The following is a 20,119-nucleotide window of genomic DNA, read 5'->3' on the forward strand; positions in this document are numbered from 1 at the left end:
TTGAATGAGTAAGAACGGATAACACTAATTTTTCATGGGAAAACCATTTTGAAGATTATTACTTAACGCTCTTTAATGAATCATTTGTACCCATTACTATATGTGGCTTTTGCAAGGGATCCATCCATTTCAGTATACTGAGGACGTTCTTTTCGGCAGTGGCTATACATCCCGCCGTCGGCATTGTTTCCCCTCTCCATATATGAAGAAAGATTGCACTGCCTTTTCCTTTTATGATGGGATTCGTATTATAATTGATGACCGCCCCATACTTATATAGTTCATGATTCATCCTTTCGAAAGACTTCCATTTATCAGCCGGATTCCCTTTATAGGTTTTCCAATTGTTATAATCCTTTGATGTTTGATCATCAATCCAGTAGTCATAATTGGTCGTTTTCCTATAGCTCATTTTCATACCGGCCGGCTTCGTTTCGCTTCCAAAAGCAGTACCAAATGAAAAAATCCCAACCGGGGATTTTCCATCGCCCTCTTTTTTGCTCTTCGTGAAGCCGTTCTTCCCAATGACGCCTTCCATCCCCTTTAATGCCCGTCTCCATTCACCTTGTTTCTTTTCATACGTTTTGATCGTGACCTCCGTATCACTCATCGATCTCCCTTTTACCGATACAACCTGGTTAACACCCTTTCTCATATCGAATTTCTTCAGAAGGGTTTTTTCATCGGAACTGAAAACCTCTTTTGCATCTGCCATCTTGATATATGCAGTCTTTTTTGAGTGACAGACCTTATACCAGTTTCCAGTTCTCCCACTTGCCGATAATTCTTTATTTTTGTTATAACTCTTTAATGTTTTACTTGCAGCCGACGCCTTTTCTTTCATATCAGTAGTAGACTTCATGACAATCTTGAATTGAGTTGCTTCACAACTTATTTTCGTTTCAGCTTTCGCAAGATTTGTCGTCTGGATGACTAAAAGGAATAAAAGGGCCGCCATTATCAATCTTTTCATGGACTCACCTTTCCACATCTTTAAGTAATTCACTTTAAATATCTAACTATTCAAAAAAATCTCGTTATCATCATAACATAGTAATTAAGGATGGATCATATTTCTTTCCTAAATCCAGTCAATTTGAGGTAAATTATATTGCTTGGCCGGAACTTCCGCCAATTCATAAAAATGTTTGAGGAATGATTCATATTGTTGGGAGGATTTCGTGATCGACGATATTTTGTCCTCCAATTCATTTGACCTTGATTCCGTCGTTTTTGAAAAATACTCTTCTACTGTTTCAAAGTAATGAATGGGAAATAGCATTCTTGAATATAACAACCGGGCTGAAAAGCTGGAGAATTGTTCTATAGCCTGATATTCGTGAAAGAAATGGCCAATGCCTTTCTGATGGGTATGTACATTTTGAAAATAGTGTTCCCTCACCCATTCCGCCACATCCCTGGTGCCGTGGTCGAACACCCAATCAAACGGATTTTTCATCCATTTATTGCTTTTCCAGGTATCATGTAAAAAACGTTCATAACATACTGTTCCACTATCGACAATTTGCGGGGCATCATCAATTTCCGTGTCGACCAAATATTGAATCGCATTTTCACCAAGTACCATATAATAGGGAAAGGTTTCTATAAATAATTTTTCAAACTGGTTATCAGGATGGGCATTGAGCTTATCCCTCCAAATCATTTCTAACTGATCGATCCTTTGTTCCCATAACTCTTTCCATTTACCAATCCTTGAACATGTTCGAATCGTTTCAGTAATATTTCTCCCACGCTGGTGAAATCTTGCCAGCCGTCTTCCTGGGTTGAAATTTTTCGGGCCATCTAAAGCCTGATTGGCAAGAAGGATGAATAATTGTTCATCCGCTTCCGAAACAAAACTTCCATGATTGGCAAGGACAAAGGCCGATACGTAGCGATCTCCTTGTGAAATCAGGTGTTGAGACATTTTATGCCGTTCCACTAATTCCTCCTGCTCCATATTTCCAATGGGAACGATGCTGTAAACCATATTCCCTGAACGGAAGCTTGGAAACCTGCTATTGGTTTCTTCAAGCCCTACCTGTATACCATAATTATTAAAAATGATTTCTTCTATCATGGAATGGCCCCCCTCATTAAATGGATATAATAGAAATATTGGACATCATATACTTATATATATGTGGAATAATCCGTTTTCTGAATGATTATCGAAACCTTATTGGAAATTCGCATTAAAACATGGGTTTTCATTTTGATCAACTAAAAACTGCCGGCATTAGAACTATCCCTTTAAAATATAGAGAAATGGGTGATTACATGGCTAATATTGAACAATCAATTTCTGAACAAACGGCTCGAAGATGGTTAATTGAAAGAGGAGTGAAATTGGAGGATATCGCTGAACTTGTCATGTATTTACAATCAGGTTACCATGAAAATCTCCAAATGGCCGATTGCCTTCATAATGTAGAACGTGTCCTTTCAAAACGCGAGGTCCAAAATGCCATACTGACCGGCATACAGTTGGATATTCTAGCCGAGAAAAAACTGCTCGAGGAACCCTTGCTAAGCATCATTGAAATAGATGAAGGCCTATATGGGGTTGATGAAATATTAGCTTTTTCTATTGTGAATGTTTACGGATCCATCGGCTTTACTAATTATGGTTTCATCGATAAGCAAAAGCCGGGTATCTTAAAATATTTGAACGATAAAAGCACAGGTAAGGTAAATACCTTTCTAGATGATATTGTTGGAGCAATTGCAGCTGCCGCTTCAAGCCGGCTTGCCCACAGAACCGAAAATGCAGAGTAGTAAGCCATAATTCATTTCATCGATTTTCACTGTTTTGCGACATAAAAAAACCAGGGCTGCTTTCGCAGGCCTGGTTTTTTCATTCGAAGCGCCATAGGTCGAGCGTGTCCACCACATGCGTCGGCTGCTCCTTATATTGCTTCAAGCGTTCTTTGGTCGTTACCCCAGTATGTACAAGCAATGTGTCGATCCCTGCATTAATGCCGGCGAGGATATCCGTATCATAGTTATCCCCAACCATGATTGTCTCTTCTTTAGGTACCCCTAATACTCTTAGAGCCTGTTCCACTATGACGGATTCAGGTTTTCCAATGAAAATCGGCTGTACCTGAGTCGAAACGGAAACAACGGATGTCAAAGCACCATTCCCCGGCAAAAGGCCTTGTTCAGTAGGAATGGCAATATCGCCATTTGTTGAAATGAAAACTGCGCCATTTCTAACTGCAAGGCAGGCTTTTGACAACTTTTCATAATTGATGCCGCGGTCGATGCCCATTACCAAAAAGTCTGGATGCTCATCCACAAGCTTCATTCCTTTTTCCTTGAGAGCCTCGATAATGCCTTCTTCACCCACTACATAGACCGATGCAGCTTCCTTTTGTTCAGCTATGTAATTCGCTGTGGCCATGCTTGTCGTGAAAACCTGATCATCTTCCGTTGATATGCCGATGCTTCTCAATTTATCCGCTACCTGTGCCGGAGTCCGGGACGAGTTGTTGGTGACGAATAAATAAGGGATATCCCTTTTTTTTAGGTCATTTATAAAACCTGCAGCTTCCGCAATTTGTTCAGTCCCGCGATACATGGTGCCATCTAAGTCAATCAAATACCCTTTATACGACTTCATTTGAATTCGCCTTCCTAACAATACTAGTTTTTAAAAGCAGATACAGGTCCCAATTCGTTTGTTAAATAGTTCCTCACCAAATTCGGGAATTGCTTAAATGCCGCGATATTTTCCGAGAATACCTTATGCAGTTCGTTGTGATCAACTTCAATGAAGTCTTGAACCAGCATTTTCCTTAGCGGCAAAACCTTTTTAAATTGTATCGCTTTTTCTTCTGAAATGACTTTTTCATCATGAAGGATATCGATAATATCTTCGTAACTTCCCGGATCACGCATAATAAAACCATCAATTACTGCATTTCCTACATCCAACACGGAATCGATTGAAGTCTGTATGAGCCTTTCAGCGATAAGTTCCCCAATGTCTCCATCCCAATTATCATGCCCTTCAAAAAGTCCAAGCTGCTTTTCAAGAAAACCTAATATTTGTTCAATCTTTTGGCGGTCTACAAAGTACATTTTTTCCAGATCCTTTCTGATCTAAGATGATATAGGAAGCATTACTATGGTTGATTGGCCAGCCGAGTTATAACCCTGTACCAAAACAACCTTATTCCTTGATAATACCATAGCTTCTCCCCTACTCTCAATTCCTTCAGCCACAACCTTTGAACCGATCCCTCTACTAAACATCGGCAGAAACGTACATTGACTTCTTTACAGGGGTCGCATTTCCCGTCATCCATTGAAATAAAAGTAACCAAAATTACTCCCATTTGCATTCTTGACAATTTTCCTTTAATCGAGGAAAACTCTCTCGCGGCATGATTGCTTGCCGATCCTAATGCATCAAGACGCGTGACGAAGTTCCTCCACCTTTGGAAGCCCGAAAATGTCTGTTCCCCTATTGAAGTCACTTTGTTATGATGGAATTACAAATGTGAACATAAGAAGGGAATGATATTATGGAAGATCGTTTTTATTTATACAATGACGTCGTTGATTCAAAAACCCGGTTCATAAGTTTCATGGGCGAAGAATCAAGATTCGATTTGGCCATTACGACAACTGATCGTTTTTATGGGAAGAAACTTGTTTTAAATATGCAGAGTAACCGATTCGCGATCATTGGACCTGATGATTTAGAAGAGGAAGGCTATCTTGAGCATGCCTTTCAGTTGTCAGAAGCGGAAGCGGAAGAATTAAGTCACTTTTTAATGGAAATCGTCTGAAAGCTGAAGTTTTTTTCTTAATCGGGAAAACCTACTGAATGTACGATTACATGAGGGGGGATTACCTTGGGCAAAGAAGAGGAAATATACCACGATTTCTCCAATGTCGAAAAACAGCGGGATTATTTAATTCCTGAAGAATTTCCCGAAGGACCTTTTGGATCATCCAGAGCAAAGGATGCACCAGTTCAAAATAAAAACACGCCATGGCAGGAAGGGCAACGATATCAAAGTGCCTTTAATTTTGAAAATAAATCGTTGCACGAAGACTTACCTCGAAAATATCCTGGTGCTCATCCGACACATGATGATCCAGAAAACCATGAGCAGCCTCCTTATAAAGGATACGGAAGCTCTTAACATGGAAGGCCAGAGTAAATTCTGGCCTTTTTCATTTCTTTATTTTCTTCATGACGAAATATGGACAGCCAAAATTGCAGTATTCATATAAATATTCAGTAAGCGTGCTTATTTTTGTATCGAAGGTCGCTTTCTGATTAGAATCATCAAAAAATCCACGCAGCCTCAATTGGCCGTAACCCCAATCCCCTACAATATAATCATACTTCGTTAAAATCTCACTGTATCTGGCTTTAAACGCTTCTTCGTTATAGCCTTCCCTTTCATCCTCGATTATTTCATAGGTCATGTTATTGATGTTAATCATTGCTTTCACCTCTCAAAAATACATTCCTTCTTAAATTATAACTGATTCCCCATCAATTACTAAGCGAAAAATAGAGAAATATGTTCATCCTAAAGTTACGGGGGTGTTATTGATGAAAAAAACGATAATAACAATAGGTTTAAGTTCGATTATTGCACTGACCGGATGTTCTAATAAACATGATCAGGGGCTCGGTGCAAAAAATCATGCTGGTAACCCAACAAACGTAAATAATCCGACCCAATATTATGACGAGGATTATCGCAATCATGACAATAAAAGTGATGATTTCGGTTTTACCCGCACCAATAGTACAACCATTGACGGCCGTAACATTTCTAACAAGGCTGCTTCCATTGACCGTGAACAATTGTCTGATGTCATTTCTAAGCTCAGTGTACAGATTCCAAATGTCAATGATGCGGCTACCCTCGTAACGGATGAGGAAGTTCTTGTCGTATACGATACAAATACCAAGGATCGGACCGAAACCGCTGACCAAGTTAAACGAACAGCTATGTCCGTCGTTCCTCGCTACTATCACGTCTACGTCAGTGATGATTTTCAAAACCTTTCCCAAGATGTCGAGAATTTCGCTACATTGAAATCCGGCAGCAAAGGGATGGACTATACGATTGAACAAACCATCAAAAGAATGCTGAAATCGCCTCAAGGATACAAAATGAGTAACGCAGAAAATGAAAACGGAGAAATGGTTAACGATAAAAGGGATCATCACGATAACATCCATCAAAAAATGGATAACCGTTAATTAAAAATGAAAGGACCGAATTTTTCGGTCCTTTATTTCACTCTATTTCAATAATTCTTCACCTTTGGTTTGCTTATGTTTAGCTGCTGCATTAACCTGTTCGTCCGCATGGTAGGAAGAACGGACAAGCGGGCCGGATTCACAATGGCTGAATCCTTTTTCCAATGCACGTTCCTTCAATTCGGCAAACTCCTCAGGCGTGTAGTATTTCAGCACCTTCAAATGCTTTTTAGTCGGCTGCAAATACTGGCCGATCGTCATGATATCCACATTATTAGCCCTTAGGTCATCCATCGTTTCGAGGATTTCCTCCCGTGTTTCTCCAAGGCCGACCATTAAGCTGGACTTTGTCGGAATCTCCGGATACAGTTCTTTGGCTCTTCTTAAAAGCTCCAATGAACGTTCGTATTTAGCTTGAGCCCGTACACGGTCGGATAGACTTCTGACTGTCTCTATATTATGGTTCAGAATGTCTGGTTTAGCATCCATCAAAGTCTTAATATTTTCATGCAACCCGCCCATATCCGACGGTAATACTTCAATTGATGTAAATGGATTCTTGCGTCGGATGGCACGGACCGTTTCAGCGAAAACTTCAGCGCCTCCATCCTTTAAATCGTCACGGGCAACAGCTGTAATGACAACATGCTTTAAATTCATCAGAACAACGGAATCCGCAACACGCTCTGGTTCAGCCCAGTCCAATTCATTAGGACGTCCGGTTGTAACTGCACAAAAACGGCATGCCCTTGTACAGATTTCACCTAAGATCATGAATGTGGCCGTTCTTCTCACTGACCAGCATTCGTGAATATTCGGACATTTCGCCTCTTCACAGACTGTATGAAGATTTTTTTCCCGCATCATATTTTTTAAACCGAGGTAGTTTTCATTAGTATTAAGCTTTATTTTTAACCAATCTGGTTTACGAAGAATTTCTTTATTTGTAGAAGACATGAAAATGTCACTCCATTCTATAGAAATTAACACACCCTACTTTAACAATAAAAAAGCATTTATACAAGTTATAGTTGGTTTCCCATTATTTATTTTTCATGTTTAAAGCCAAATCAGCAAAACTATAAAAGATGGACTGATGTCTTTATAAATTGGAGATTCTCATGAAAGGAGTTGCCCCGTTGAAAAAATTATTTCTTCTTATCATAACTTGTTTGTTTATTTTGGATGCATCAAGCCAAATGGTTAATGCCGCTGATACCCCTGAAGCTTATGCAGGAAGAATGGCGCTTTATAGAAACATGGAAGCTACCCTGCAAATCCCATGGTATTACCTTGCTGGCGCTGATCAATATGAGCACAGCCTAAGGGCTGCCAGACGGGATTTAGAGCCGGCAAAGGGTTTAATTGGCATCAATATCGAGCCTTCAAAGTGGGGTGGGGCTCTCAATCCTCACTTAAACGACGTGAACCCGCTAACGATCACCTTTTTTGATGGGTTAGGCCAGGATGGGAATGGCGATGGCAAAGCTGATGTCACTAATGACACCGATCGATTATACGCTTTTTCGAAGCATCTCCATACTTATGGTTCAGATGAAGATAATATCCGGATCGGCTTGTGGGAATATTATAAACGAGATAAAGCCGTCAGCATCATTATCGGCAATGCGAAGATCTATAAGAAATATGGCCGGCTGGATTTACAGGAAAAAGCCTTTCCAGTTCCAGTACGGACGCATTATACGTATTTAAATACATGGGGAAGCGCTCGTGGATGGGGCGGAAGGAGAATCCATGAGGGTACAGATATATTTGCGGATTATAGCCTTCCTGTTCGGTCAACGAGCTATGGAATCATTGAAATGAAAGGCTGGAATAAATTCGGGGGTTGGCGGATTGGGATACGGGATTTAAATAATACGTATCATTACTTTGCCCATTTAAGCGGATTTGCCGAAGGATTGAAAGTCGGACAAGTCGTCGAGCCCGGACAAATCATCGGAGGTGTAGGCAGTACAGGTTACGGCCCTCCTGGAACTGCGGGTAAGTTCCCTCCGCATCTTCATTATGGGATGTACAAAGACAACGGAATCACAGAATGGAGCTTTGACCCTTACCCCTATTTAAAAATGTGGGAAAGGAAGGATTTAGCTAAAAAACAAAAGTGAGCGGCGACGAATTTCTCGCTGCTTTTTTTTGATTCGAACATAAACCCCCGAACTTGATGCATAGGTATTAGTAAAGGGGGCTAAAGCGTGTTCCGAAAAAGATTTCGAACAAAGAAATTCCGAAAAAAGGGGCCTCTTCCCACCCGAAAAGTATTCCTCTACTCATTTATCCTTTTTATCATATCAAGCATCATGACTCTTTGGTATGTTGATAAATCAATTGAACCGGTGATCATGAGTGTAGCCGAACATGAAATCAAACGGATTGCAACGGAAACGATTCATGAATCTGTAGATGAGAATATATCCAAGATTGATATGAACAAAATCATCACCAACAACGAGGGTGGTAAGGACTCCAGTTCTTCCTATAGCTTCAATCCGGTCATATACAGTGAATTGCGCGCTAACATTACAAAGGATATTCAAAACAAGCTTGGCATCGAACAGGGAAATCCTTTTAAAAAGGGTTCCTCCAAAATAAATGATGAACAATATAAAAGTGTAGTCTATTATATACCATTGGGTGTCGTAACCGGGAATAATCTCCTTTCCAACTATGGACCTGAAATCCCAGTGAAAATGTCAGTCATCGGTAATGTTGAATCGGATTTGAAGACAAAATTGACAAACGCAGGCATCAATAATGTGTATTATGAATTGATTGTTGATTTTGATGTCAATATTCAAATCGTCATCCCCTCCTTCACTAAAGAGACCAAGGTCAGTCAGGAAGTGACAGTCGGCAGCTTGCTAATTGAGGGTGATGTACCAAGTTATTATAGTAACGGAAACGGTTCGGTGGCACCTGCCATCATGAAGGAAAACAAGGAATAAAAAAACCAGCTTATCCTTGAGTTTAGGCTGGTTCTTGTATATTGAGACATTTCATGATCAGCAACTGCAGGTTTTTATTCAAATCCACTTCATAGGACTCTTTTACCTGTTCCCCATTTTCTTCAAGTATCCTTATCATAGGTCGGTCCCCTATCCCCTCATTCTGAGCGGATACGACACCTTTTCTCCCATCATTCAATTCTACGGATAGACCATTTGGATAGATGGCAACTGCCCGGCGGAACGCCTCGATGATCGTATTGTCGAATTTTTTCCCGATTCCCGCATAAAGGATTTCCAACCCCTGATGAGGCAGCATGGCCTTACGGTAAACCCGATTGGAAGTCACGGCATCAAACACATCGGCAACGGCAATGATCTTGCCGAAATAATGGATTTCATCCCCTTTTATTCCACGTGGATATCCAGATCCATCAAGCCTTTCATGATGCTGATAGGCACAATTTGCAACTAAATGTGAAACGGTATGAACATTTTTGATTAGATGAAATCCATAATCGGCATGTTTTTGGATTTGTTCAAATTCCTTTTCCGTTAACTTACCGGGTTTATGGAGGATTCCCAAAGGTATGAACATTTTGCCGACATCATGTAAAATCGCTCCAAGCCCAAGAATTTCGAGATTCTTATTATTAATATTCAACTCCATCCCGATTGCCAGGGTATATAGGGTCACATTGAAGGAATGAGTAAAGATATAGTCATCGTATGTATAAACATCCGCCAATATAGTCAATAACTCATTATTCCTATTGAGCTCGTCCATGATGTTTCGGACGATTTGAGTGAACTTGACGTTAGGTTGCTCCATCGTGAAAGATCCATCAAGGTTCATTTCGTTTTTCATGTCCAGGAAAGTGGTTTCAATCCTATTAATGGCTTCTCTCCTTAGGTTCCCGAATACTGGTGGCATTGGAATAATGTCATCCGTCCTAGAATCTTGAATGTAAACTAAAGGAATATTAAGGGATACCAGTCGAGCGATCATTTTCTGCGTTAATGTAAGACCCTCACACAAGAGGATATGGCCCTGCTCATTATAAATGTCTTTTCCAAGCCTGGCTCCAGGGCTCAGGGACTTTGTAATAGCTAGCCTCATACTTGTACTCCATTTCCCAATTCAATATTTGTAAATCAAACCGTTCCTTTATAAGGGTTATCGGAAAATATCCTTATAAATGAATCCGTTTAAAAATATTTATTGAAAAATATTAACTATTTTCTTGGTGAATTAAAACAAGGCCCCCTTCTGGATAAAAGAAAGCCCACCACTTCAAATCATTTTGATTAATGCCTCTTTACCAATCATTCCTGGATAAATACCTTTTTCCACAGCTTCCCAGGTAACTGATTCAAGCGGCGCTTCCAAAAGCTCATCAATCGATTTAACTCCTGTAGCCCTGCCTGCAAGGATTTTACGATCTCTCAATTTATCATTCAGCAGCGCTACATCCAACGCACCGCACATTATATATCCTTTATCGGAAGCGATGGCAAGTAAATTCGTTTTGGGAAGTCGGACAGAAATGGCTAGGAATGTATGATTATCAAGTATTATTGGTATCATGCTAATCATTGGGTTCGCCCCTTTCTTCCTCATACTTTATGAATGAAAAGGCGAAACCGTGATTTAGCGTTAGGCATCTGTATATATTTTTTTCAACTTCCATAAAAGGATATCCCGTAAGAATTCCGGTAATAGATATTTCTTGCGATTTGTGCGCTGAATACTTGGAAAAAAGTGCCCAAACGTGAACATATCAGGTATTGCCAGTTTATAGGACTTATCAGTCTCCAGTTTCTCCCCTTTTATCAATATCCCTTTTACGATTCCATTCTCCATTTCGTTAAATTCAATTTGATCATAATTCATGACGCCCATGATTTTTCCCCGGAAACCGAAACCTTTCACCTGAATGTGTGGCCACTCCTCATTTCTCGATTGCATTAAGATTTCTTTTAATTCATTCCCATTAACTTCAACGATGCAAGGATTGATGGGGTGTGGACAGATTCTGTGAATATCCCCTTTTGTGACAGGTCCCTTTGGCAATCCATCGAGCAGAAGACCCGCATTCAAAAAGGTGCAATCCGCCTGACTCCACTCCCTTAAGGCCTCACCAAGGATTTTCGTCAAAGCACTTACTTTGAACCAATCATTTTCCAGCGCTTCCGGTAAGTCCACTACGACCTGTTTTAGCGTTTCCCCACCGGCCTGATACATTGCTTCAATCCATGATCGTTCATTCTCTAATTCCGAAAAGTCATTCGTATCATAGAGAATGGCACTCTTCTTGCTAATTCTCTTTTCCTGATTGACGGTCATTTCCACCTGCCCAACAAAAAAACCATATTTCCCTGCACCGCATAGGAGTGTATCATTGATCAATTTCCCTTGGTGAAGGATGTGGTGGGTATGCGCGCCAAGTATGACGTCAATCTCCGGAAAGTCCGCTGCCATCCGCTCATCATCATGGATGCCCAGGTGAGAAAGGACGATGATTACATCTGCCTCTGTTCTAACCCTTTCTAGTTGTTCCTTTAACTCAACGAATGGTTCTGTTAATTCCCAGCCCATCGCAGAATAAAACTTTTGAAAAAAAGCTGTCAGACCTATCAAGGCAATTTTGGTGCCTTTTACCGTTGTATGTATCCAATATGGCAGCGCCCATTCCGGCCTTTCATTATCCCCATAATAAATATTTGCTGCCAAGACCTTGAACCTTGCATGATCATATAAGGAGTCTAACGCATCATGAGGTAAAGTGATCCCTTCATTATTACCGATGGTTACATATTGGTAGCCCGCTTCATTCAGAAGCTCAATATTTCCTTTACCCAACGTACCTTCTGTATATGGATGCCAGCGATCCACATGGTCTCCTATATCAAGTATGATTGCCTCTTCTCCCGTTTCTTGATGAAGTTGTCTTCTTTCTTTAAGAAACTTATCAATACGAGGCCAATTTTCAAAATGACTATGGAGATCATTGGTGTGATATAAATGAATGATTTCTGACATCATTTTTCCTCCTCGTTTATCCTGTAATACTTTGGTATATAAGACGTAAACCAATGATTATCAGTACTATTTTTAACATATTTTCAAGTGCCCCGCTCTTTAGGCGCGTATTGATGTAAGCCCCTAATTTAGCACCGAACCATGCACCTGGGATCAGGGCAAAAGCATATGGCCAATTTACATTTCCAAGGGAAATATGCGTAATCGAATTTGTGACCGAAGATAGAAATACCATGAACATCGAAGTCGCTACAGCCATATGCGGAGGGAAGAAGAAAAGAAGCATCATTACAGGAACCATTAAGGCTCCACCGCCAATTCCAAATAACCCGGAGCTGAATCCCACGACAAATGTAATCGATACAGCTATCAGGGGATGGTAACCATAAGAAAATGAATGTCCATTTTCAGTTTTATACGTCTTAACTATTTTCGCTTTACCAGGCTTGAAAACCATTGGCTTCAAACGGTTTTTCACTAATAACACGATAGCCATGAAAATCATGAAAGCTCCAAAGTACAATGAAAAAGCTTCGACATTAAGGTTTTTATTCACATAGGCTCCTATTATTCCACCAGGTGCACTGCCTATAAAGAAAATTAAGCCTGCCTTATAGTCCACCACTTTATGTTTTAAATAAGATAAAGTAGAAGATAAGCCGGTAAAAATCATGATCACCGTTGAAACACCGACGGCGATCTGAGGTGTCAGTCCTTCTATTATATTTGTAGATGTACCTAAATATAAAAGAGAAGGCACAATGATGATGCCGCCGCCCAGACCGACAAGAGAGCCAATTGAACCCGCTAATAATCCGATACCCACTAATACTAACCATACCATAAAGAAATCCGCCTTTACCTGTTTGTGAGGATATTACCTCTTACTTGCTTGTCATACCATCTCTTTATTAATTATATAATGCGTCTTAAAACAAACCAAGCTGCCGGGGAGCCAGTCCTTCATATTCTATACCAAGCAACTCAATCATTTGTTTGGCATTATCAGCGGCATCTCCGCCTGAGTTATTATTGAACAGGACATATATCTCCTTGGATTCCTTTTCCATTATCCTGATTTTCTCCACCCATTCATTCAATTCCTGATGATTATATCGGTATAAGTACCTGACCTCACGCCAATTATCACCCGAAGAAGGTCTCTGCCAACCATGCAGGTTACGGCCATGAAAGCGGATCAGCGTTTTATCTTCATGGGTGGAATGGAGGACGATAGGAATGGAACCCTCCCCAGCCTGAGGCTCATCGCATACAGTGTGGACCCAACCCTCCTTTTGGATGAAGTCCAGGGTTTGCTGGACCATGTTGGGTCTGTACCAGCTTTGATTCCGAAATTCTATGGCAGCTGGAATATCGCCCATTTCAGCTTTACACCATCTCAGGTAATTTACATTTTCACGGTTACAATCAAACCATGGCGGAAACTGAAATAGGATCATCGCGAGCTTGCCGGACTTCTGATAAGCTTCTAGAGAGTCCCGAAAGGCCTTGAACATTTCCTTTTTACTTTCAAATGGAATTTCCCCACGCTGATGTCCCGTCATCCCTTGATAGGCTTTAACGACAAACTGGAATGACGCTGGTGTCTCGGATATCCACTTTTCACTGTTCCTCTTTGGCTGGATTGCATAAAATGAGGCATCCACCTCCACAATGGGAAAATGAGCCCCATACTCTTTGAGTTTATCACGTTGCGACACTCCGCCATGATACAAACTATCATGATCCCCCCAACCGGTCACACCAACATATATCATCTGACCATCACTCCTTTCGGGACAGGCCCCATTTCCTGTCTACTATTTTTCACCCTTGTATAACCATATTCAATCTTTGATAAGGGTGTCGAATATCACTTTCCAAAACAAAAAGCCTGCCGAGTCTCCCTGGCAGGCTTTTTGTATGAATGGGTTATTCTAAATCGCCTTACAGGCATGACAGTCGGTTATTATCCGATGGAGCCTTCCATTTCGAACTTGATCAGACGGTTCATTTCAACCGCATATTCCATCGGAAGTTCTTTTGTAAATGGTTCGATGAAGCCCATTACGATCATTTCCGTTGCTTCTTGCTCAGAAATTCCGCGGCTCATCAAGTAGAACAATTGTTCTTCAGATACTTTGGAAACCTTCGCTTCGTGTTCAAGGGAAATGTTGTCATTCAAGATTTCATTATAAGGGATTGTATCAGATGTAGACTGATTATCCATGATTAATGTATCACATTCAATGTTCGAACGAGCTCCATCCGCTTTACGTCCGAAGTGAACGATACCGCGATATGTTACTTTACCGCCTTGTTTAGAAATTGATTTAGATACGATAGTTGAAGATGTATTTGGCGCCAGGTGAATCATTTTTGCCCCAGCATCTTGGTGCTGGCCTTTTCCGGCAATGGCAATGGATAATGTCATACCGCGGGCACCTTCACCTTTTAAGATGACAGCAGGATATTTCATTGTCAATTTAGAACCGATGTTACCATCAATCCATTCCATAGTTGCGTTAGCATCACATACCGCACGTTTCGTAACCAGGTTAAACACGTTGTTTGCCCAGTTTTGGATCGTCGTGTAACGGCAGTAAGCATCTTTTTTAATGACTATTTCAACAACCGCACTATGAAGGGAGTTAGTTGTATATACAGGTGCTGTGCAACCTTCTACATAGTGAACGGATGCGCCTTCATCAACAATGATTAGCGTACGTTCGAATTGACCCATGTTTTCAGAGTTGATTCGGAAATAAGCTTGAAGCGGAGTATCCACTTTAACGCCTTTTGGTACATAGATGAAAGATCCGCCTGACCAAACCGCCGAGTTCAATGCCGAGAATTTATTGTCAGTAGGCGGAATCGTTTTTCCAAAATGCTCACGGAAGATATCTTCATTTTCACGAAGTGCTGAGTCCGTATCTTTAAACACGATACCCAAATCTTCCAATTCAACTTTCATGCTATGGTAAACCACTTCAGATTCATATTGAGCGGATACGCCTGCAAGATATTTTTGTTCGGCCTCAGGAATTCCCAACTTATCAAAAGTCTGTTTGATTTCCTCAGGAACTTCATCCCAAGATTTTTCCGATTTCTCTGATGGTTTAACATAGTATGTGATTTCATCAAAGTTCAAGCTCTGCATGTCGCCGCCCCATTGAGGCATTGGCATGTTGTAAAAATGCTCCAATGATTTCAAACGGAAATCAAGCATCCATTGCGGTTCATCCTTCATTCGAGAAATCTCTTCCACGATTTCTTTTGTCAGACCGCGCTTTGAACGGAAGATGGAAACATCTTTATCCGCAAAGCCATATTTATAATCGCCGATTTCAGGCATTTTCTTTGCCATAGCTCGTATTCCTCCATTTCAAATGGCTGAATTACAACAGCTCATTTTAATTTAATTATTCCTTCAATCCCTTTTCCATGGCCTTCCAAGCTAACGTCGCACACTTGATTCGGGCAGGAAATTTAGAAACACCTTGAAGGGCTTCAATATCCCCAAGGTCCATCTCATCATCGTATTCTTTTCCCTGAATCATTAAGGAAAAAGTCTCGGACATGGCTAAAGCAGTTTCAACGTCTTTGCCCTTAATGGCTTGAGTCATCATGGAAGCTGAACTCATGGATATCGAACAACCGTCACCATCGAATTTAACATCGTTGACTTTTCCATCTTCAATCTTCATCGTTAATCGAATCCGATCACCGCAAGTTGGATTGTTCATGTCAATCGTCATGCTGCCATCCTCTAGCATGCCCTTATTACGTGGTTTCTTATAATGATCCATAATGACCTGACGGTAAAGTGTATCTAAGTTATCAAAAGACATTGCTGAAATACTCCTTCGTTTTAACAAGCCCGGACACAAGCTTATCAATATCTTCTTCCGTGTTATAGAGATAGAAACTTGCTCTTGCTGTCGAGGACACGTCAAGCCATTTCATTAATGGCTGTGCGCAGTGATGACCGGCACGGACAGCAATTCCATCTGCATCAAGTACGGTAGCGACATCATGTGGATGTACGTCATTAATATTAAAGGTTACTACACCCGCACGTTTTTCTGAATCTTTTGGACCGTATATCGTCAGTCCTTCAACTGCAGACATTTTCTCCATCGCATAAGCGGCGAGTTTATGTTCGTGCCGTTCAATATTATCCAAGCCGATTTCTTCCAAGAAATCAATCGCAGCCCCAAGACCGATGGCACCTGCAATGATAGGGGTTCCGCCTTCGAATTTCCACGGGAGTTCTTTCCATGTAGACTCATACAAACCTACAAAATCAATCATCTCACCGCCAAATTCAATCGGCTCCATTTTTTCCAGAAGTTCTTTTTTGCCATATAATGCGCCGATACCAGTTGGGCCGACCATTTTATGACCTGAGAAGGCAAAGAAATCACAATCCAGATCACGGACATCCACTTTTAGGTGCGGCGTGCTTTGCGCCCCGTCGACTACCATTATAGCACCGTGTTCATGGGCGATTTGCGCGATTTCCTTCACAGGATTGATAACACCAAGTACATTCGAAACCTGCATGATGGAAACGATTTTCGTTGCGTCCGTAATTGTTGCCCTAACATCATCAAGGGAAATCGTACAATCCTCCTGAAGCGGAATATACTTCAGTACAGCGCCTTTTTCTTTGGCAAGCTGCTGCCACGGAATGATATTACTATGATGCTCCATGTAGGAGATGACGATTTCGTCACCCGCTTTAATATTTGCACCACCGTAACTTCTTGCTACAGTATTTAAAGAAGTCGTTGTACCTCTAGTGAAGATGATTTCTTCTGTAGAAGAAGCATTAATGAACTTACGTACCTTTTCACGTGCACCTTCATACGCATCCGTAGCTTTTGTTCCTAGTGTATGCACCCCGCGGTGAACATTCGAGTTGTATCCGCGGTAATATTGCTCAATCGCTTCAATCACTGCAGCCGGTTTTTGAGAGGTTGCAGCACTATCTAAATAAACTAATGGCTGACCATTGACTTCTTGATCTAATATTGGAAAAAGCTTACGAATTTCGTATGGGTTCATTACTGTACTTTCCTTTCAATGACCGCTACTAATTGTTTTTTAACTCCCTCAATAGGAAGCTGGTTAACAACAGGGGCCAAGAATCCGTGAATGACAAGTCTTTCTGCTTCTTTCTTTGTAATACCACGGCTCATTAAATAATACAGTTGAAGCGGGTCAACACGGCCGACGGAAGCAGCATGACCAGCCGTTACATCATCTTCATCAATCAAGAGGATTGGATTGGCGTCACCGCGTGCCTTTTCACTCAGCATCAGTACGCGTGATTCTTGTTCGGCATTAGCCTTTGTAGCACCAAACTCTATTTTCCCAATTCCATTAAAAATAGAGGATGCTGCGTCTTTCATGACACCGTGCTTAAGGATATAGCCCTCAGAGCGTTTGCCAAAATGAATAATGGCTGTCGTAAAGTTCTGTTTTTGTTCCCCGCGTCCGACAACAACGGATTTAGTATCACCGTGAGAGCCATCGCCCATTAGATATGTTGTATTATCTGAAATCGTATTTCCATCGTTCATCAGGCCAAGCGCCCACTCAATACGGGCGTCACGTCCTGCCACTCCACGACGGTTAACATATGTCGTAAAGCCTTTTGAAAGTGTATCGACCGCTCCGTATTCCACTTTTGCATTCGCATTCGCAAATACTTCAGTTACGATATTGGCGATGCCTTCGTTAGATTCAACATTTGAGAAATAGTTCTCCACATATGTTACCGAGCTGTTATCTTCCGCTACGATCAATACATGATTGAAAAGTGCAGTATCTGGATTATCCAACAAGAATACCGCTTGAATCGGCTCTTTGATTTCTACATTTTTCGGAACATAAAGGAATGCTCCCCCATTAACTAATGCAGCATGCAATGCTGTTAAACGATGCTCATCTATTTTAACGCCGTCTTTCATGAAATACTTTTGCACAAGCTCGGAATGGTCACGTGCCGCTGTGAAAATATCCGTAAAAATGACGCCTTGTTCTTTTACATTTGCTGACAGATTGATATGTGCCGGCGTATTGTTGCGTTGAATGTATAAGTTTCCGTTTTCTTCAATGATGGCTTTGATTTCTTCCGGAAGCTCCTCTTTAGAGGCAAAAGCTTCACTTTCAACCGCGTGGGTCTTGAAAGAAGTAAAATTCCATTTGTCGATTTTCGTTTTATCCGGCTTTGGCATCGGGAGCTTTTCAAATTCAGAAAACGCTTGAATCCGAAGCTCGGAAAGCCAAGCTGGCTCATTATTTTTAGTTGAATAAGAGCTTATATCCTCTTGTTCAAACGGTAATTTCGTTTCTGTAGTCATTGCAAATCCTCCTACTTACGCTTCTTCGCCAACAGTTTCGTCTTCAATGCCCAATTCTTGTTTGATCCAATCATAACCTTCCGCTTCCAAGCGGGCAGCAAGTTCAGGACCGCCTGATTTTACGACACGTCCTTGCATCATTACGTGTACATAATCAGGAGTGATGTAATTTAATAGACGTTGGTAGTGAGTGATGATCAAGCATCCAAAGTCTTCTCCGCGCATTTCGTTGATTCCTTTTGAAACGACTTTAAGTGCATCAATGTCAAGCCCTGAATCAATCTCATCTAAAATTGCAATTTTAGGTTGAATCATCATTAATTGAAGAATCTCGTTACGTTTTTTCTCTCCGCCGGAGAAACCTTCATTTAAATAGCGTTGCGCCATATCTTCATCCATTTCAAGGAATTCCATTTTTTGATCCATTTGACGGATGAATTTCATCAATGAAATTTCATCGCCTTCTTCACGGCGTGCGTTAATGGAAGAACGTAAGAAGTCAGCGTTTGTAACGCCACTGATTTCACTTGGATATTGCATAGCAAGGAATAGACCTACACGAGCGCGCTCGTCGACTTCCATTTCCAATACGTCTTCCCCATCGAATGTGATGCTTCCGCTTGTCACTTCATATTTTGGGTGACCCATGATTGCTGATGATAAAGTGGATTTACCAGTTCCATTTGGCCCCATGATCGCATGGATTTCTCCACCTTTAACTTCAAGGTTTACCCCTTTTAAAATCTCTTTACCTTCAATTGATACGTGAAGATCTTTAACCGTTAATGTAGAAGCTGACATAATAATACCTCCGTGAACTAATTCCTATTTTATTACCAGAAAGTAAAGATAACTTTCTTTACTATAATTTGCATAAAAGCATTCTCAATTTATTCTCATTCCAATTTTATAACAAATCCAATTTAGAATCAACTAATATAGATAGGGGTTTCCACTTATTACATAGTAAAAACCTGTCCTATTCTTAGGATACTAACAGATAGGGCATATTTACAGCATATTCAGCCGTATTTTAGCTTTTGTTAAAATTATCTTATTATTCGGCAAACCTTCGTTCTTATTAATATATGTTCGACAGATTCGATTGGAAGGTATGAACGTTCCGGTTTGGAAAGAAAAAAATCGGACTGTCAGGCATTATGTAAGTTTATCCAATAAGGAAACCCTTATTTTCCGGACCACTTTCCATTTTACCTCTACAGACCGATCTTTTAAAGAACTCTTTTATATGCTTAGACGTGAATTTTGCGTTGAAGATCCAGGACCATTTTGTTGCACTTTACATGTTCCCTATCTCGTTCCTTCTCAACCTCGATACGGAGGTCTAAGTTCCTACTGTACTCACTGTAGCCAATCCCATGTGAAGACTGCATCGCCTTTTCCATTTCGCTTGTTACATTTAAATCAAGAGTATTGATAGTGAACCATCCTTTCAAATTTGTGTATCATTTTATTTCCTTCAATAATTATTTACCCT

The 20,119-nt window shown here is 40.8% G+C and carries 23 protein-coding genes; 6 read left to right on the forward strand and 17 right to left on the reverse strand.

Annotation, left to right across the window (positions count from 1 at the left end; translation table 11 throughout):
* Positions 1–58: 58 nt before the first annotated feature.
* Together AC1DVK_RS11980 and yutH are read right to left on the reverse strand one after the other, a co-directional pair.
* Positions 59–973: a L,D-transpeptidase family protein gene (locus AC1DVK_RS11980; protein ID WP_477626553.1), complete on the reverse strand. Its 915-nt coding sequence runs from the start codon at positions 971–973 to the stop codon at positions 59–61.
* Positions 974–1,081: 108 nt separating this feature from the next.
* Positions 1,082–2,083 carry a spore coat putative kinase YutH gene (gene yutH / locus AC1DVK_RS11985; protein WP_061465469.1) on the reverse strand — a complete coding sequence of 334 codons (1,002 nt, stop codon included), beginning with the start codon at positions 2,081–2,083 and terminating at the stop codon, positions 1,082–1,084.
* A 200-nt stretch (positions 2,084–2,283) separates the two neighbouring features.
* Between yutH and AC1DVK_RS11990 the strand changes: the two genes are divergently transcribed.
* A complete protein-coding gene (locus tag AC1DVK_RS11990) occupies positions 2,284–2,781 on the forward strand; it encodes a phosphatidylglycerophosphatase A family protein (protein ID WP_061465470.1) in 498 nt (165 codons plus the stop codon).
* 79 nt (positions 2,782–2,860) lie between these two features.
* On the opposite strand, the gene AC1DVK_RS11995 is transcribed toward AC1DVK_RS11990, so the two are convergent.
* Positions 2,861–3,628 (reverse strand): TIGR01457 family HAD-type hydrolase, encoded by a 768-nt coding sequence (locus AC1DVK_RS11995; RefSeq protein WP_284469325.1) that lies wholly within the window; start codon positions 3,626–3,628, stop codon positions 2,861–2,863.
* 23 nt (positions 3,629–3,651) lie between these two features.
* Positions 3,652–4,089 carry a DUF86 domain-containing protein gene (locus tag AC1DVK_RS12000; RefSeq protein ID WP_089361883.1) on the reverse strand — a complete coding sequence of 146 codons (438 nt, stop codon included), beginning with the start codon at positions 4,087–4,089 and terminating at the stop codon, positions 3,652–3,654.
* A 446-nt stretch (positions 4,090–4,535) separates the two neighbouring features.
* Between AC1DVK_RS12000 and AC1DVK_RS12005 the strand changes: the two genes are divergently transcribed.
* Both AC1DVK_RS12005 and AC1DVK_RS12010 read left to right on the forward strand, forming a co-directional pair.
* Positions 4,536–4,802, forward strand: a complete 267-nt coding sequence (locus AC1DVK_RS12005; protein WP_061465473.1) for a DUF3055 domain-containing protein — start codon at positions 4,536–4,538, stop codon at positions 4,800–4,802.
* Between the two features lie 66 nt (positions 4,803–4,868).
* Complete coding sequence (locus tag AC1DVK_RS12010) at positions 4,869–5,162, forward strand: cytosolic protein (RefSeq protein WP_410862069.1); 294 nt, start codon at positions 4,869–4,871, stop codon at positions 5,160–5,162.
* Positions 5,163–5,193: 31 nt separating this feature from the next.
* Here the strand turns inward: AC1DVK_RS12010 and AC1DVK_RS12015 are convergent, their stop codons facing one another.
* Positions 5,194–5,469, reverse strand: a complete 276-nt coding sequence (locus AC1DVK_RS12015; RefSeq protein WP_061465475.1) for a YutD family protein — start codon at positions 5,467–5,469, stop codon at positions 5,194–5,196.
* 112 nt (positions 5,470–5,581) lie between these two features.
* Here AC1DVK_RS12015 and AC1DVK_RS12020 point away from each other — a divergent pair, with 112 nt between their 5' ends.
* Entirely contained in the window at positions 5,582–6,241 is a 660-nt protein-coding gene (locus AC1DVK_RS12020) for a YhcN/YlaJ family sporulation lipoprotein (protein ID WP_061465476.1), read from the forward strand.
* Between the two features lie 42 nt (positions 6,242–6,283).
* Here AC1DVK_RS12020 and lipA read toward each other — a convergent pair whose 3' ends face one another.
* The gene (lipA, locus tag AC1DVK_RS12025; protein WP_089361886.1) at positions 6,284–7,198 is read right to left on the reverse strand and encodes a lipoyl synthase; all 915 of its coding nucleotides are present in this window, start codon (positions 7,196–7,198) and stop codon (positions 6,284–6,286) included.
* Between the two features lie 164 nt (positions 7,199–7,362).
* On the opposite strand from lipA, the gene AC1DVK_RS12030 reads away from it, so the two are divergent.
* Together AC1DVK_RS12030 and yunB are read left to right on the forward strand one after the other, a co-directional pair.
* Complete coding sequence (locus AC1DVK_RS12030) at positions 7,363–8,370, forward strand: M23 family metallopeptidase (RefSeq protein ID WP_477626554.1); 1,008 nt, start codon at positions 7,363–7,365, stop codon at positions 8,368–8,370.
* Between the two features lie 87 nt (positions 8,371–8,457).
* On the forward strand, positions 8,458–9,207 hold the full coding sequence (gene yunB / locus AC1DVK_RS12035; RefSeq protein ID WP_089361887.1) for a sporulation protein YunB: 750 nt from the start codon (positions 8,458–8,460) through the stop codon (positions 9,205–9,207).
* Positions 9,208–9,229: 22 nt separating this feature from the next.
* Here yunB and AC1DVK_RS12040 read toward each other — a convergent pair whose 3' ends face one another.
* From AC1DVK_RS12040 to AC1DVK_RS12090, 11 genes are all read right to left on the reverse strand, one after another.
* Complete coding sequence (locus AC1DVK_RS12040) at positions 9,230–10,327, reverse strand: HD-GYP domain-containing protein (protein WP_089361888.1); 1,098 nt, start codon at positions 10,325–10,327, stop codon at positions 9,230–9,232.
* A gap of 174 nt (positions 10,328–10,501) precedes the next feature.
* Positions 10,502–10,804, reverse strand: a complete 303-nt coding sequence (locus AC1DVK_RS12045) for a YunC family protein (protein ID WP_089361889.1) — start codon at positions 10,802–10,804, stop codon at positions 10,502–10,504.
* Between the two features lie 60 nt (positions 10,805–10,864).
* Positions 10,865–12,250, reverse strand: coding sequence for a bifunctional metallophosphatase/5'-nucleotidase (locus AC1DVK_RS12050; RefSeq protein ID WP_289319413.1), 1,386 nt, complete (start codon positions 12,248–12,250; stop codon positions 10,865–10,867).
* A 16-nt stretch (positions 12,251–12,266) separates the two neighbouring features.
* A complete protein-coding gene (locus AC1DVK_RS12055) occupies positions 12,267–13,094 on the reverse strand; it encodes a sulfite exporter TauE/SafE family protein (protein ID WP_289319412.1) in 828 nt (275 codons plus the stop codon).
* Between the two features lie 85 nt (positions 13,095–13,179).
* Positions 13,180–14,028, reverse strand: a complete 849-nt coding sequence (locus AC1DVK_RS12060; RefSeq protein WP_061465484.1) for a DUF72 domain-containing protein — start codon at positions 14,026–14,028, stop codon at positions 13,180–13,182.
* A 191-nt stretch (positions 14,029–14,219) separates the two neighbouring features.
* On the reverse strand, positions 14,220–15,617 hold the full coding sequence (gene sufB / locus AC1DVK_RS12065; protein WP_061465485.1) for a Fe-S cluster assembly protein SufB: 1,398 nt from the start codon (positions 15,615–15,617) through the stop codon (positions 14,220–14,222).
* A 55-nt stretch (positions 15,618–15,672) separates the two neighbouring features.
* Complete coding sequence (sufU, locus tag AC1DVK_RS12070; RefSeq protein WP_061465486.1) at positions 15,673–16,101, reverse strand: Fe-S cluster assembly sulfur transfer protein SufU; 429 nt, start codon at positions 16,099–16,101, stop codon at positions 15,673–15,675.
* On the reverse strand, positions 16,091–17,320 hold the full coding sequence (locus tag AC1DVK_RS12075) for a cysteine desulfurase (protein ID WP_061465487.1): 1,230 nt from the start codon (positions 17,318–17,320) through the stop codon (positions 16,091–16,093). Before AC1DVK_RS12075 ends, sufU begins: the two co-directional genes overlap by 11 nt.
* A complete protein-coding gene (gene sufD, locus AC1DVK_RS12080; protein ID WP_061465488.1) occupies positions 17,320–18,621 on the reverse strand; it encodes a Fe-S cluster assembly protein SufD in 1,302 nt (433 codons plus the stop codon). The genes AC1DVK_RS12075 and sufD overlap by 1 nt, the downstream gene beginning before the upstream one ends.
* 15 nt (positions 18,622–18,636) lie before the next feature.
* Positions 18,637–19,422: a Fe-S cluster assembly ATPase SufC gene (gene sufC, locus AC1DVK_RS12085; protein ID WP_061465489.1), complete on the reverse strand. Its 786-nt coding sequence runs from the start codon at positions 19,420–19,422 to the stop codon at positions 18,637–18,639.
* Positions 19,423–19,874: 452 nt separating this feature from the next.
* On the reverse strand, positions 19,875–20,027 hold the full coding sequence (locus tag AC1DVK_RS12090; RefSeq protein WP_477626575.1) for a YuzK family famiily protein: 153 nt from the start codon (positions 20,025–20,027) through the stop codon (positions 19,875–19,877).
* Positions 20,028–20,119: the final 92 nt, after the last annotated feature.

It is taken from the genome of Peribacillus sp. P4_B1 (assembly GCF_056402395.1).

Coding starts and splice junctions, on each gene's coding strand:
- AC1DVK_RS11980 (WP_477626553.1), bottom strand. CDS start 973: ATGAAAAGATTGATAATGGCGGCCCTTTTATTCCTTTTAGTCATCCAG.
- yutH (WP_061465469.1), bottom strand. CDS start 2,083: ATGATAGAAGAAATCATTTTTAATAATTATGGTATACAGGTAGGGCTT.
- AC1DVK_RS11990 (WP_061465470.1), top strand. CDS start 2,284: ATGGCTAATATTGAACAATCAATTTCTGAACAAACGGCTCGAAGATGG.
- AC1DVK_RS11995 (WP_284469325.1), bottom strand. CDS start 3,628: ATGAAGTCGTATAAAGGGTATTTGATTGACTTAGATGGCACCATGTAT.
- AC1DVK_RS12000 (WP_089361883.1), bottom strand. CDS start 4,089: ATGTACTTTGTAGACCGCCAAAAGATTGAACAAATATTAGGTTTTCTT.
- AC1DVK_RS12005 (WP_061465473.1), top strand. CDS start 4,536: ATGGAAGATCGTTTTTATTTATACAATGACGTCGTTGATTCAAAAACC.
- AC1DVK_RS12015 (WP_061465475.1), bottom strand. CDS start 5,469: ATGATTAACATCAATAACATGACCTATGAAATAATCGAGGATGAAAGG.
- AC1DVK_RS12020 (WP_061465476.1), top strand. CDS start 5,582: ATGAAAAAAACGATAATAACAATAGGTTTAAGTTCGATTATTGCACTG.
- lipA (WP_089361886.1), bottom strand. CDS start 7,198: ATGTCTTCTACAAATAAAGAAATTCTTCGTAAACCAGATTGGTTAAAA.
- AC1DVK_RS12030 (WP_477626554.1), top strand. CDS start 7,363: ATGAAAGGAGTTGCCCCGTTGAAAAAATTATTTCTTCTTATCATAACT.
- AC1DVK_RS12040 (WP_089361888.1), bottom strand. CDS start 10,327: ATGAGGCTAGCTATTACAAAGTCCCTGAGCCCTGGAGCCAGGCTTGGA.
- AC1DVK_RS12045 (WP_089361889.1), bottom strand. CDS start 10,804: ATGATTAGCATGATACCAATAATACTTGATAATCATACATTCCTAGCC.
- AC1DVK_RS12050 (WP_289319413.1), bottom strand. CDS start 12,250: ATGTCAGAAATCATTCATTTATATCACACCAATGATCTCCATAGTCAT.
- AC1DVK_RS12055 (WP_289319412.1), bottom strand. CDS start 13,094: ATGGTATGGTTAGTATTAGTGGGTATCGGATTATTAGCGGGTTCAATT.
- AC1DVK_RS12060 (WP_061465484.1), bottom strand. CDS start 14,028: ATGATATATGTTGGTGTGACCGGTTGGGGGGATCATGATAGTTTGTAT.
- sufB (WP_061465485.1), bottom strand. CDS start 15,617: ATGGCAAAGAAAATGCCTGAAATCGGCGATTATAAATATGGCTTTGCG.
- sufU (WP_061465486.1), bottom strand. CDS start 16,101: ATGTCTTTTGATAACTTAGATACACTTTACCGTCAGGTCATTATGGAT.
- AC1DVK_RS12075 (WP_061465487.1), bottom strand. CDS start 17,320: ATGAACCCATACGAAATTCGTAAGCTTTTTCCAATATTAGATCAAGAA.
- sufD (WP_061465488.1), bottom strand. CDS start 18,621: ATGACTACAGAAACGAAATTACCGTTTGAACAAGAGGATATAAGCTCT.
- sufC (WP_061465489.1), bottom strand. CDS start 19,422: ATGTCAGCTTCTACATTAACGGTTAAAGATCTTCACGTATCAATTGAA.
- AC1DVK_RS12090 (WP_477626575.1), bottom strand. CDS start 20,027: ATGGAAAAGGCGATGCAGTCTTCACATGGGATTGGCTACAGTGAGTAC.